This is a genomic window from Agrobacterium vitis (genome assembly GCF_013426735.1).
In the GTDB taxonomy this organism is placed as follows: Bacteria; Pseudomonadota; Alphaproteobacteria; order Rhizobiales; family Rhizobiaceae; genus Allorhizobium; species Allorhizobium vitis_D.
Map to the genome: position 1 here is coordinate 1074446 of NZ_AP023272.1, position 12244 is coordinate 1086689.

Sequence of the window (12244 nt, forward strand, 5' to 3'; positions counted from 1 at the left end):
ACGCGAGCATGTGGGCCACCTCTTTGAGGTCTGGACGGAGGATGGTCTTGTTCGAAGAAAAATTGATAAGAATCAAAAAGATGATGCATGGAAGCCACACTTCATCCTTGAATACTGGCGGCCTGTCGTAAGGTTGTCTTTTCTTGATTTGTCTCAAGGACGGTGGTGTCCGGTCACCGATAATCGGTTGCAATGCAGCAGGGGGACCTGCTGATCAATCGATAAAGGAGAGACGACATGTCAACGAACCGCACCCTTGGCTTGATAGCGCTTGCGCCCCTTGCTTTCGCATCGCTGTCTTTGGCGACGCCTCTGGCCTCTGCGGCGGATCTGACACCGGCGGCAAGCGCTCCGCAAGCCGAATCGCTGCTGACGCCCTACAGCCCCTGGCAGGTCCGCGCCCGTGCGCTGGCCGTGGTACCCAATGATGGCGGCTCGGTGGATGGCATTGGCGGTTCCGATCTGTCCTACAGCAACAGCGTCACGCCGGAAGTCGATTTCAGCTATTTCTTCAATCGCAACATCGCTGCCGAACTCATTCTCGGCACAACTTCAGCGAACGTCAATGCCGGGGGCTCGATCGGTAGCCTGGGCAAGCTCGGCAAGGTCTGGATCCTGCCGCCAACGGTAACGCTGCAATATCACTTCACCGATTTCGGCAAGTTCCAGCCCTATGTTGGCGCGGGCGTCAACTATACGATGTTCTACAATCAGTCAGCGACCGGTTCCGCCACCAAGCTCGATGTCAAGAATACCTTCGGTGCCGCCGTTCAGGTCGGTTTCGACTACATGATCAATGACAAGTGGGGCGTCAACTTCGACGTCAAGAAATACTATCTGCGTCCGGATTTCGAAGCGACCGTTGGCGGCTCCAAGGTCAAGGGCACGGCCAAGCTCGATCCATGGCTGATCGGCGCCGGTGTCACCTACCGCTTCTAAACCTCATCAAGATATATAGGAAAATGGCGGCTAAAGTGGCCGCCATTTTTGTCTCTGAGCGCTTGATTTGGGTAAAGGCCGAAGACTGGCTTACAGGAAAGATGATCTTTCGATCGCCGTTCGTCTCACGCCGCCCGGGCCATGGGGGTTGCCGGCAGTTGGAAGCGGTTGACGAGGGCTGCCAGCGAGATGGCGCCGTCGGCCAGTGTCTGGCTGATGGCATTGGTTTCTTCGACCATGGTAGCATTCTGCTGGGTCATCTGGTCGAGACTGTTGACCGAACTGCTGATCTGCTGAAGGCCTATAGCCTGTTCTTCTGCGGCCTTGGTGATGGCATCGATATTATCGTCGATTTTGGTGACAAAGCCGCCGATCTGGGTCAGGGCGTCGCCAGCAGTTCCCACCAGTTTCACGCCGCTTGCCACTTCCGTGCTGGAACGATCCACCAGCGATTTGATCTGCTTGGCAGCGCCTGCCGAGCGCTGGGCAAGTTCACGTACTTCCTGGGCCACGACGGCAAAGCCCTTGCCGGCTTCCCCGGCGCGGGCTGCTTCCACACCGGCATTCAGCGCCAGAAGGTTGGTCTGGAAGGCGATCTCATCGATCACGCCGATGATCGTGCCGATCTCACGGGAGACGCTTTCAATTCGCTGCATGGCGGTAATGGCATTGTTGACCACCTCATTGGAGGACGTCGTGCAGTCACGGGCATCTCTCACCAGGCTGCGGGTTTCGCGGGTTCTTGTGGTGGAGGCCTTCACGGTCGAGGCAACCTCTTCGAGCGCTGCTGCGGTTTCTTCAAGGGCGGCGGCCTGTTGCTCGGTGCGCTTGGCCAGGCTGTCGGCGGCGTCCCGCATCTCGCGGCTATTGGTTTGCAGAGAGCCGGTCTCATCGAGAACCTGCTTCAGAGTGGTCTGAAGCGTCAGGATGGAGTCGTTGAAATCGCTGCGAAGAGTGTCGAACCGGGCATCGAACGGCGTGTCTAGCGTGGTGCGCATGTTACACTCGGCCAACCGGTGCAGACCGTCGCCAAGTTCTTCGACCACGCGTCGCAGGGCTTGCGCCTCGGCGGCGCGCTCAGTCTCGCGCTGCCGGCGCTGCTCTTCCGTGCTGGCGCGGCTGGCATCGGCCTCCTGCTCCAGGCGGCGCTTTTCCAGACCGGCATCGCGAAAGATCGACAGCGCATGGGCGATTTCGCCGATTTCATCAGTGCGGTCGCCATAGGGAGGAGGCGTATCGAGGTCGCCATGGGCCATGGCGGTCATCGCCGTGGTCATATGGCGCAGCGGCGACAGGGCGCGGCGTTGAACGATGAGAATGGAGGCGAGGCTGAGGAGGATCAGCGTCCCCCCCAGCGTATAGCTGATGGTTTCGCGTGATGCGGTCTCGGCGGCAGCTTTGGTTTCGCGGCTCTTGCCATATACATTGCCCATATCGACAAGTTCGTTGACGGCGGCTTCATGGACATGGAAGCGCGTTTTCAATTCGTTGAGGGCTGTTTTCAGTTCAAGCGGGTTTTGGCCGGTCAGGGCCGGAACGACGGACTGATCCATCTGCGCCCAGAATGCATCGCCCTTGACCAGAACGTCCTGCTGCAATTTGCTGCGCAACGTATCGGGTAGCGTCGTGCCTTTCCAATAGTCCCGGCGCTCCTGATACTGGCTTTTCAGCAGTTTCAGGCGGTCGATATTGATAGCGGCCATATCCGGCTGAAGCGCTGACTCATTGATCAGGGAATAAGCCTCGACCAGATACAGCGGCGGCGGCAGGATATCGGCGATCAGGTCCTTGCTGTCGATGATCTGCTGATAGATCGGTCCGTTAACCTTCAGCCGCTGGAGGGTCTGCATGGCTGTTGCGAGTGTGATGACGACTCCGACGGCAAGGATCACGCCGGAAATGATCACCGTGGAGGATATGCTGAGCTTCATAGTTGTGGTCCGCAGAAAGTGATGTCGGGAGGAGCAGATCACGCGGACGAAAGCGTCGAGGTGATGTGGCCAGGTTATGGTCTAAAATTGAACACATCGCTTATTTTTCAAGAGCGCTTTAAAAAGCATATTTCTTTTAGTTTCCGGTTGGTTATGTTTTCCTTAAAATTTGAATCTAGTTGATTTAAATAATAAAAAACCAGGGCATTAGCCCTGGTTTTCTTGGTATAGTTGTTTTTTACTTGAGATCAGCCGGAGATATCTATCACGCCGCAATCGCCAGCTTCAGACCCGAAGGCCAGCAGCTTGCCGCTGGCGCTCCAGCCGAGGCTGGTGATTGCACCGTTGCCCGGGCGGCGCAGTAGCGCCTCCTTGCCATCGGCCAGGCGCACCGCCAGCACCATGCCGTCGATATAGCCAATGGCCAGCACCTCTTCTGCGGGGTGGAAGGCGACCTGGGTGACCATGATATTGGCGCGTGTGCCCAGCTCCTGCGGGGCCTTGCCCATTGGGCCGTCCTTGGAGGCAAAGGGCCAGACGATCGCAGCAGGGGCACCTGACGAGGCGAGCCATTTGCCCTTGGCCGACCAGGAGATTGACTTGACCTTAGCGGGATAGCCGGTCATGCGCATATGGCGGGTATCACTGCCGGCACCATCCAGCTTCCAGCCATGCAGGGCATTTTCCTGCATGGTGGTGACGACGAAGCGGTTGTCGGGCGAAAAACTGACGCCAGTATGGGCGCCCTTCCATTCCAGATCGACTGGCTTGCCTTCCGCTGCTGCAAAGCGCAACGTCACGCCATTGTAGCGGGAAATGGCGATGCGCAAGCCCTTGGGGGCAAAGGCAAGACCCTCGACCGTGCGCTCCTCTTCATAGGGATGTATCGCGCCGCTTGCCAAGCGTACGAAGGCGGATTTGCCATAACCATAGGCAACCGCGCCTTGCGGTCCGGCTGCGACCACGGAAATCCACTTGCGTGGCACGTGCGCCAGTTCCGTGACCGTTCCATCATGAGCGATGCGCAGCACTTTGCCGTCCTCGCCGCCGGTCAAAAGCGTCTGGTTATGGTCGTCCTTGATGGCGGTCAGCAGGCCCGACCCGGTTTCGGTGACCTGCTCGCCGCCATCCAGGCGGTGAACGGCGCCAGCCGCAGTGACGAAAACCGGAATGTCTCCAAGGAAGGCCGCGGTCAGTACGTGGCCTTCCAGATCGAGCGGGGCAACAGTCGGCATCAGGCAGTCTTTCCGGTATGGTTGTCAGGGTTTGGCAGCAGGGAAGGGATAAGCTTCATGCCGCGGCCTCGCAGGCCTTGAAGCTGTTTTCCAGCTTTTCACGGTCCAGGTCCCGGCCGATGAACACCAGGCGGCTTTCATGCTTTTCGCCATCTTTCCAGGGACGCTGGTGGTCGCCCTCGATAATCATGTGAACACCCTGCACCACATAGCGCTCGGCATCGCCCTTGAAGGCGATAATGCCCTTCAGGCGCAGGATATTCGGACCATCGGTCTGCGTGACCTTCTGAATCCAGGGGAAGAAGCGATCCGGGTTCATTTCGCCACCGCGTAGCGATATCGAAGTGACGGTCACATCATGAATAGGCGAGGGACCGTGGTCATGGTGGTGATGTCCATGACCATGGTCATGCCCATGATCATGGTCGTGGTGGTCATGCCCGTGGTCGTGATGATGATCGTGTCCATGGTCATGGTCGCAATCAGGGCCGCAGACATGGTCGTCCTCATGGCTCAGAAAGTGCGGATCGTTTTCCAGCGCCCGTTCCAGGTTGAAGGCGCCCTGGTTCAGCACTTTCGAGAGGTCCACGCCAGAGCGGGTGGTGGTGTAGATCCGGGCCGAGGGATTGATGGCGCGGACGATATCTTCGATCCGGTGCAATTCCTCATGGGTGACGAGATCGGCCTTGTTGATAACCACGACATCAGCAAAGGCGATCTGGTCTTCGGCTTCGCGACTGTCTTTCAGGCGCAGCGGCAGGTGCTTGGCATCCACAAGGGCAACGACGGCATCCAGCTCGGTCTTGGCACGCACATCGTCATCCATGAAGAAGGTCTGGGCGACAGGCACCGGATCGGCAAGGCCGGTGGTTTCGACAATGATACCGTCGAAACGGTCAGGCCTGCGCATCAGTCCTTCGACGACCCGGATCAGATCGCCGCGCACCGTGCAGCAGACGCAGCCATTGTTCATCTCATAGATTTCTTCGTCCGACTCGACGATCAAATCATTGTCGATGCCGATTTCACCGAATTCATTGACGATGACAGCGTATTTCTTGCCGTGGTTTTCCGACAGAATCCGGTTGAGAAGCGTGGTCTTGCCTGCGCCGAGATAGCCGGTCAGCACGGTAACGGGTGTGGGTTTTACGGCTGCTTCACTCATGGGAACCTCGATGATTGGAAGGCAGCATCGCGCCGCCCTGTAACTATATTACCCCATATAGGACGAGTGGGGTGGCAGTTCAAAGGCTTTCTCGATATCAAAGTCATGGATATCCGACAGGAGCTCCACAAGTCCGTGAACGGCATGGGAAAGCAGGTTTTCGCCTTTTTCTGTCGTTGCCACGCTGGCATTTCCGGCGACGCCCAGCGGATTGAGGTCCGCCATTTTCCAGCCGAAGGCATGCGGGCCATAGGCGCGCAAATGGGTGAAGCGGGCAGCAAACTCGCTTTGCCGGGACAAGAAATTCTGAGCCTTGTCCATCGCCACCAGGTCCGGACGCAATGCCAGCATGACCGAGGTTTCGATGTCGCCGCCATGAATGTCGATGGCCTTGTCTTGCGGCCGGATCAGTCCTTCCGGTTGGCCGAAGCGCGTCCAGCTGGTGGCCACGGCCAGCATATTGAACCGGACCCGCGCCTCAGTGGCGACCACGGTCATCAAGGGCGAATTGCCGCCATGGGCGTTGAGCATCATCAGCTTGCGAATGCCCTGGCCGCTCAGGGTTTCGGCGATGCCGAGCCAGCGCTCCACGGCCTCGTTAAAGGTAAGCGTGCGCGTGCCGAATACATCCATATGCTCGACGGAATAGCCGACCGGCTCGACGGGCAGAAAGGTGACGGGCAGTGTGTCGGGCAGGGCTGAGATCAGCTGGTCCACAACCCCCTGCGCAATGATCGTGTCGGTCTCGAAAGGCAGATGCGGGCCATGCTGCTCATGGGCGCCGAGCGGCAGGACGGCAATCCAGTTGGCCCTTTCGGCGGGCGAAAGAGCCGGATCGTTGCACTCGAAATGCGGTTCTGGATGGGGCATCTGGTTTACTGGCCTGTTTTTGTCTATGCATCATATGCGTGACATGAGCGCCTGTGACAACAGCGCTTTCTTTAGATCGCCGGGGGTTAGCATGGCTAAAAAAGACAAGACCGAGAAAAAGAAGAAATCCGGCAAGTCGAAAGACGAGGGGAAGCAGGCGAAACTTGGCGTGAGTGGCGAGCTGGGCATGGCAATCACCCAGGCGTCACGCAGTTTTCGCACGGTGCAGACGCGGCTTTTGACCGGCAGCGGGCTTTATTCCGGTCAGGAGGGTGTGGTGCTGCTGCTGGCCGAAGAGGAAGGGCTGACGCCCGGTCTTTTGGCGCAACGCCTGGGAGTCAAAGCGCCGACCATGACCCGCACCATCGGGCGCATGGAGGCGCAGGGCTTTGTCGAACGGCGCGGCTCGGATGCCGATGGCCGCCAGACGAAAGTGTTCCTGACAGAAATAGGATGGGCTACGGTGGAAAAGATCGCCGATGCCAATGTTGCGGTGGAGCGCCACGCTACCCGTGGCTTTAGCAGCAAGCAGGTGAAAGTGTTGATGAAACTGCTTGCCGCCGTCGATGCCAATCTGCTGGCGCCTGCCGACGCACAACGGCCCGACCTGGCCGACGAACCCCTGGCTGACTGATCGAAGGAGCCCGTGCATCTGCCCTTGCCACGGCGCGTTCAACGTTTTAATTAAACTGTTTAAATGCGTTGAAGCCGGCCTGTTCACGTCCGGCAGAGGGGGGAGCCGTGGCGCAAAAGATCAAACTATCGACCATTGCCGAAAGTCTCGGCCTGTCTACCGCCACGGTATCGCTCGCTTTGCGCGATAGTCCGCTGGTGGCAGCAGATACACGCGAAAAGATCAAGGACCAGGCCCGGCTGCTCGGCTATATCTATAACCGTCGCGCCGCCAGCCTGCGCACTTCGCGCTCCGGCATTATCGGTGTCGTCGTCCATGACATCATGAATCCGTTTTACGGCGAAATTCTGAAAGCTATCGAAAGCGAGCTGGACCGCAGCCGCCAGACGTTCATTCTGTCCAACCACTACGATTCGGTGGAAAAGCAGCGGACCTTCATCGAGACGCTGCTGCAACTGGGCGGTGACGGCGTGATCATGTCACCTGCCATCGGTTCGCCGCCGGAAGATATTATGCTGGCCGAAGATAATGGCATGCCCGCTATTCTGATTGCCCGCTCCATGGACGGCCTGGCCCTGCCGACCTATCGCGGCGACGATACCTATGGCATTTCGCTGGCCACCAACCACCTGATTGGCCTTGGTCACCGCGTCATCGCCATGGTCGGTGGCACCGATCAGACCTCGACCGGGCGCGACCGCTATCAGGGCTATGTCAACGCCTTGCGTAAGGCGGGCATTGCCGTCGATCCTAATCTGCGCCTTCCCGGACCGCGCACCAAACAGGGTGGTTTCGAGGCGGCGGTGAATTTTCTGTCGCTGCCACAAAAGCCGACGGCGGCGGTGTGCTGGAACGATCTGGTCGCTATCGGGTTGATGAATGGCATATCGCGTGCCGGGCTGGTGCCGGGCCGCGATATATCCGTCACCGGCTACGACGATCTGGAAGAAGCATCGATCGCGACACCGGCACTGACCACTGTGTCAAACGGACAGGCGGAGGTGGGCAGGCTTGCGGCGCGCGCGCTTCTGGATAAGCTGGCGGGCAGTCATGAGCCTGATGGTATTCACCTTATCAAGCCTGAAATGCGTATCCGCCAATCGACTGGCCCCGTTAAACATCGAGACGAATAGAGATTTGATCCTATGACCGATAAGCCCGTAATTCTCATTCCCGGAAAAATTCATCCGCGCGTGTTGGAACGTTTGCAGCCTGGTTTTGAACTGGTGCAGACCCCGCCCGGCCAGCCGGTTGCGTTAAGCGATGCTGACGCCGCCCGTGTGCGGGGGATTGCCATTGCCGGTGCCGTGCCGGACGCGCTGATCGAAAGCCTGCCGAACTTGGAAATCATTGCCAATTTCGGCGTCGGCTATGACGGGGTGGATGTGGCAAAAGCTGCGTCTAAAAATGTTATCGTTACCAACACGCCTGACGTGCTGGATGATGAAGTGGCCGATACGACGATTGCGCTGCTGCTCAACACGATCAGGCAGTTCCATCAGGCGGAAAGCTATCTGCGGGCCGGGCGCTGGCAGAATGAGGGACCGTTCACGCTGTCACCGCTGTCGCTGCGGGGCCGCCATGTCGGGCTTTATGGATTGGGGCGGATCGGTGGTGAAATCGCCAGCCGGTTACAACCCTTCAAGGTGAAGATCAGCTACCATACCCGCAGCCCCAAGCCCGGCGTTCCCTACGATTACCATGCCTCGCTGACGGATCTGGCCGCAGCCGTCGATACGCTGATCTGCATTGTGCCGAAAACGCCGGAAACCCACAAGGCGATCAATGCCGAGGTGCTGAAGGCGCTGGGGCCGAACGGCGTGTTCATCAGCGTCGGGCGTGGCTGGAGCGTCGATGAACCAGCGCTGATCTCAGCCTTGAAGGATGGCACGATTGCCGCCGCCGGAATGGATGTGTTCTACGAGGAACCGAAAGTACCGGCGGAATTCCTCGATCTGCCCAATGTGTCGCTGCTGCCGCATGTCGCCTCGGCCTCGGTGCCGACCCGCAATGCCATGGCCGATCTGGTGGCGGATAACCTGATCGGCTGGTTTGAAAACGGTACGGTCAAGACACCCGTGCCGGAAACGCCAGTGAAGAAGTAACCTCAGGCGGCGAGGGATTTCACTGCTGCATACTCCCTGGCCGCCGCGCCGAATGCTTCAAACAGGGCGCGGGACGGGGCATCCGTTTCCGCCCAATATTCCGGGTGCCACTGCACGCCGACAGCAAAACCCTTGGCATCAATGACAGAGACGGCCTCGATTGTGCCGTCATCGGCCAGCGCTTCGGCCTGGAGCCTTGGGGCGAGATCGGAAATCGCCTGGCGGTGCAGGGAGTTGATCTGAATTGTCCCTGCTGTGCCGAGATAGCGGGCGATGCAGGAGCCTTCGCGCACCTCCACCGGCTGGCGGATGGAATAGGCGAGGTCGCGGTCGGCGGTCGGCGGCTTGCGATGATCCCAGGTGCCCGGCTGGTCCTGGATTTCCGAGGCCAGCGTGCCGCCCAGCGCCACGTTCAGCTCCTGAATACCCCGGCAGATGGCCAGCAGCGGAATTCCACGCTCGATGGCGCGGCGGATCAGCGGCAGCGAGGTCGCATCACGGGCGTGGTCGAAGGGGCCGTCGCTGTCACGGGCTTTGCGTCCATAGAGCGAGGGATGGACATTGCTGGGCGAGCCGGAAATCACCACGCCATCCACCCGGTCAAGCACCGCCTCGATATCCGCGCCGGTTTCCAGGGCGGGAATAATAACCGGCATGGCCCCGGCCACGGTCAGGGTCGCCTTGACATATTGGTCCAACACGCAATGCCAATTGGAGCCTTCAATGGCACGGAAATCGGCGGGAATGGCGACAAGCGGCTTGGTCATTGATGGCTCCGGAATAGCGTTCTGAACATCTGTTTTGCGCCGTTTGCTGCCCAAGTCAACGATAGGCCTCATCTGTCTTCAACTTTAGCCTAAACTGATAAGGCTGCCCGCTTGTCACCGCCTTGCCAACATGATTACCTTCGAATTGCCTTCCTGGAGGGGAATGGTAAGGGGAATCAGCATTCAATCGGGAGGACTCTATGGATCGTCGTGGATTTTTGAAGAAGGCCGGTGTCGCAGGCGTCGGTTCGCTTGGAGCGGTTGGATTGGCAGCACCCGCCATTGCCCAGCAGGCACCGAAAATCAGTTGGCGACTGACCTCGTCCTTCCCCAAATCGCTGGATACGATTTATGGCGGCGCTGAGGATATTGCGGCTCGAGTGGCGGCGGCAACCGATGGCAATTTCACCATCCAGGTGTTTGCGGCGGGCGAAGTGGTGCCGGGCCTACAGGCCGCCGATGCGGTTGGCGCTGGCACGGTAGAAATGTGCCATACCTGCTCCTATTACTATGTCGGCAAGGACCCGACATTTGCGATTGGCACGGCCATTCCCTTCGGGCTGAATGCGCGGCTCACCAATGCCTGGTTCTATCAGGGCAATGGTAATACGCTCCTCAACGAATTCTACGCCAAGCACAATCTCTATGGCATGGTGGCTGGCAATACCGGCGCGCAGATGGGCGGCTGGTTCCGCCGCGAAATCAACACTGTCGATGACCTCAAGGGCGTGAAAATGCGGATTGCCGGTCTGGCGGGCAAAGTCATCGAAAAGCTGGGCGGCGTGCCGCAGCAGATTGCTGGCGGCGATATCTATCCGGCGTTGGAAAAAGGCACGATCGACGCCGCCGAATGGATCGGCCCCTATGACGACCACAAGCTCGGCTTCTACAAGGTGGCCAAATATTACTACTACCCCGCCTTCTGGGAGGGTGGCCCGGCCATCCACGCCTTCGTCAATCTCGCCAAATGGAACGAACTGCCGAAATCCTACCAGACCGTGTTGCAGGACGCCTGCGCCTTTGCCAATACCAATATGATGGCGAAATACGACCTGAAGAACCCAGTCGCGATCAAACAAATCGTCTCGGAAGGCACGACGCTGAAACCCTTCAGCCAGGACATTCTCGACGCCTGCTTCAAAGCGTCCATGGAGGTCTATGCCGAAATCTCCGCCAAGAACCCGGATTTCAAGAAAGTCTACGACGATCAGGTCGCCTTCAAGAAGGAAGCCTATCTGTGGATGCAGCTGGCGGAATATACCTATGATACGTTCATGATGATTCAGCAGCGCGGCGGCAAGCTATAAAGTTGAAGGTGGCATAGGCTCAGGGAATGGGAGCCTATGCCACGGCCTTTGCGACCATTTCAGGATATTGGCCAATGACGCGCACATAGGCTATGGCAAAATCCGGAGCTGTGGCACGGGCCTGTTCCCAATCGCGCAGCGTCCCGACCGGGACATGAAACCGGTTTGCGAATTCGCCTTGTGACAGACCAAGTTTTGTCCTGGTGGTGCGGATCAGCCGAGCGCGCTGACCACGATCCATCGCTTCCGGTGTCACATCGAAATCGTTTGGGTCCGCTGCATCAGCAGGGAGAATGATAGGCTCGTTCTTCACCCTTGTTGCTCCTTCTCACCGATATAAACCGCGCCTCATTATCCCGCCACGTAAAGACGCCAGTAAACAATTTGCCGCCGACCATTCCTATCACCTTGAAGTGTTCTTCTCCGTCTTCGGGACGGATGGAGGGCAGGATCAGATGATTATCGTCTTCGAAAATCGTGTTACCGAAGGACAGCGGCAGCTTGTGCTTCTCCCGGTTTAGCGCATCTTTTTCGGGATCGAATGGCGTATTCATGGTTGAAAGATTATACGGAAATTCCGTACTATTGCAAAAGGAAATTGATGTTACCGTGCTGTATGGCTTGTAAAGCGCATAAATCACACGTTGACACTTTACATCGACTGTATGGCTTCAATCCTCCGGTTCGGAACGATGATCCTGCGACCTTCGCTGATCGATCACGAATTGCCGAACGCGGGCAAGCGCATCCGCTGGATCGGACTTGCGGTGGTATTCTTCAAGGATGATCTGTTCAATCTGCTGCCGCGTTTCGGGGTTTTTATGCTCCGCTCTTTCCGCCAGGGATCGGCCCTGCTGCATCAGCGTGCGACGCGCTTCCTCCAATCGGTTTTGAAGATCGGTGGCGGCATCGATAGCCGTGCTATCGATCATCTCGGACGGTTGCGCGGGGTGCTGTGGCGGCTCCAGAAGATGGTAGGTGCAGGGTAGATCCTGGTGCGCCGCCAGCCGATAGCGCAGCAGCAGTGCCAGCGCCCCCATTGCAAACGCCGGTGGTGTGACGATTGCGACCGCCTTGATCCAATCGGACGTGGATTGCCATGTCCTGAAAAGATCGGCCCAGACATTGTAATCGGCCATTGTCCATTCCTCCCGCACTTGTGAGCCAAGCGACCACCGGAGGATTTTGCCCTCTGGTGATCGGGGAGGTCGAAAGCCGCGTACAAACGACTGCCTTGGCCTTTAAGCCGAAGCTCTGGACATACGCCAAGGCCTCCCCGACGCCACAGAAT

13 protein-coding genes are annotated in these 12244 nt (G+C 58.3%); 5 read left to right on the top strand and 8 right to left on the bottom strand.

Annotation, left to right across the window (positions count from 1 at the left end; translation table 11 throughout):
* The first annotated feature begins 237 nt into the window (after window positions 1–237).
* The gene (locus H1Y61_RS04760; protein WP_015917148.1) at window positions 238–939 is read left to right on the top strand and encodes an OmpW/AlkL family protein; all 702 of its coding nucleotides are present in this window, start codon (window positions 238–240) and stop codon (window positions 937–939) included.
* Between the two features lie 125 nt (window positions 940–1064).
* On the opposite strand, the gene H1Y61_RS04765 is transcribed toward H1Y61_RS04760, so the two are convergent.
* From H1Y61_RS04765 to H1Y61_RS04780, 4 genes are all read right to left on the bottom strand, one after another.
* Complete coding sequence (locus H1Y61_RS04765; RefSeq protein ID WP_180573867.1) at window positions 1065–2870, bottom strand: methyl-accepting chemotaxis protein; 1806 nt, start codon at window positions 2868–2870, stop codon at window positions 1065–1067.
* A gap of 248 nt (window positions 2871–3118) precedes the next feature.
* The gene (locus H1Y61_RS04770; RefSeq protein ID WP_180573868.1) at window positions 3119–4105 is read right to left on the bottom strand and encodes a WD40 repeat domain-containing protein; all 987 of its coding nucleotides are present in this window, start codon (window positions 4103–4105) and stop codon (window positions 3119–3121) included.
* A 55-nt stretch (window positions 4106–4160) separates the two neighbouring features.
* Window positions 4161–5270: a CobW family GTP-binding protein gene (locus H1Y61_RS04775; RefSeq protein ID WP_180573869.1), complete on the bottom strand. Its 1110-nt coding sequence runs from the start codon at window positions 5268–5270 to the stop codon at window positions 4161–4163.
* 48 nt (window positions 5271–5318) lie between these two features.
* Window positions 5319–6140 (bottom strand): creatininase family protein, encoded by an 822-nt coding sequence (locus H1Y61_RS04780; RefSeq protein ID WP_180573870.1) that lies wholly within the window; start codon window positions 6138–6140, stop codon window positions 5319–5321.
* A gap of 91 nt (window positions 6141–6231) precedes the next feature.
* On the opposite strand from H1Y61_RS04780, the gene H1Y61_RS04785 reads away from it, so the two are divergent.
* From H1Y61_RS04785 to H1Y61_RS04795, 3 genes are all read left to right on the top strand, one after another.
* Window positions 6232–6774: a MarR family winged helix-turn-helix transcriptional regulator gene (locus H1Y61_RS04785; protein WP_180573871.1), complete on the top strand. Its 543-nt coding sequence runs from the start codon at window positions 6232–6234 to the stop codon at window positions 6772–6774.
* A gap of 107 nt (window positions 6775–6881) precedes the next feature.
* A complete protein-coding gene (locus tag H1Y61_RS04790; protein ID WP_180573872.1) occupies window positions 6882–7907 on the top strand; it encodes a LacI family DNA-binding transcriptional regulator in 1026 nt (341 codons plus the stop codon).
* Between the two features lie 12 nt (window positions 7908–7919).
* Window positions 7920–8879, top strand: a complete 960-nt coding sequence (locus H1Y61_RS04795) for a 2-hydroxyacid dehydrogenase (protein WP_180573873.1) — start codon at window positions 7920–7922, stop codon at window positions 8877–8879.
* Between the two features lie 2 nt (window positions 8880–8881).
* Here the strand turns inward: H1Y61_RS04795 and H1Y61_RS04800 are convergent, their stop codons facing one another.
* Entirely contained in the window at window positions 8882–9646 is a 765-nt protein-coding gene (locus H1Y61_RS04800) for a gamma-glutamyl-gamma-aminobutyrate hydrolase family protein (protein WP_180573874.1), read from the bottom strand.
* Window positions 9647–9846: 200 nt separating this feature from the next.
* On the opposite strand from H1Y61_RS04800, the gene H1Y61_RS04805 reads away from it, so the two are divergent.
* Window positions 9847–10953, top strand: coding sequence for a TRAP transporter substrate-binding protein (locus H1Y61_RS04805; RefSeq protein WP_015917139.1), 1107 nt, complete (start codon window positions 9847–9849; stop codon window positions 10951–10953).
* Between the two features lie 34 nt (window positions 10954–10987).
* Here the strand turns inward: H1Y61_RS04805 and H1Y61_RS04810 are convergent, their stop codons facing one another.
* The 3 genes from H1Y61_RS04810 to H1Y61_RS04820 form a co-directional block, all read right to left on the bottom strand.
* Window positions 10988–11266 (bottom strand): helix-turn-helix domain-containing protein, encoded by a 279-nt coding sequence (locus H1Y61_RS04810; protein ID WP_041697087.1) that lies wholly within the window; start codon window positions 11264–11266, stop codon window positions 10988–10990.
* Entirely contained in the window at window positions 11235–11507 is a 273-nt protein-coding gene (locus H1Y61_RS04815) for a BrnT family toxin (RefSeq protein WP_180573875.1), read from the bottom strand. The genes H1Y61_RS04810 and H1Y61_RS04815 overlap by 32 nt, the downstream gene beginning before the upstream one ends.
* A gap of 117 nt (window positions 11508–11624) precedes the next feature.
* On the bottom strand, window positions 11625–12092 hold the full coding sequence (locus H1Y61_RS04820) for a protein kinase (RefSeq protein WP_180573876.1): 468 nt from the start codon (window positions 12090–12092) through the stop codon (window positions 11625–11627).
* Window positions 12093–12244 lie beyond the last annotated feature (152 nt).

Bases quoted from the DNA above. Each gene is read 5' to 3' on its own strand.
- H1Y61_RS04800 (WP_180573874.1), bottom strand. From the start codon at position 9,646: ATGACCAAGCCGCTTGTCGCCATTCCCGCCGATTTCCGTGCCATTGAA.
- H1Y61_RS04820 (WP_180573876.1), bottom strand. From the start codon at position 12,092: ATGGCCGATTACAATGTCTGGGCCGATCTTTTCAGGACATGGCAATCC.
- H1Y61_RS04775 (WP_180573869.1), bottom strand. From the start codon at position 5,270: ATGAGTGAAGCAGCCGTAAAACCCACACCCGTTACCGTGCTGACCGGC.
- H1Y61_RS04770 (WP_180573868.1), bottom strand. From the start codon at position 4,105: ATGCCGACTGTTGCCCCGCTCGATCTGGAAGGCCACGTACTGACCGCG.
- H1Y61_RS04780 (WP_180573870.1), bottom strand. From the start codon at position 6,140: ATGCCCCATCCAGAACCGCATTTCGAGTGCAACGATCCGGCTCTTTCG.
- H1Y61_RS04765 (WP_180573867.1), bottom strand. From the start codon at position 2,870: ATGAAGCTCAGCATATCCTCCACGGTGATCATTTCCGGCGTGATCCTT.
- H1Y61_RS04805 (WP_015917139.1), top strand. From the start codon at position 9,847: ATGGATCGTCGTGGATTTTTGAAGAAGGCCGGTGTCGCAGGCGTCGGT.
- H1Y61_RS04815 (WP_180573875.1), bottom strand. From the start codon at position 11,507: ATGAATACGCCATTCGATCCCGAAAAAGATGCGCTAAACCGGGAGAAG.
- H1Y61_RS04795 (WP_180573873.1), top strand. From the start codon at position 7,920: ATGACCGATAAGCCCGTAATTCTCATTCCCGGAAAAATTCATCCGCGC.
- H1Y61_RS04785 (WP_180573871.1), top strand. From the start codon at position 6,232: ATGGCTAAAAAAGACAAGACCGAGAAAAAGAAGAAATCCGGCAAGTCG.
- H1Y61_RS04760 (WP_015917148.1), top strand. From the start codon at position 238: ATGTCAACGAACCGCACCCTTGGCTTGATAGCGCTTGCGCCCCTTGCT.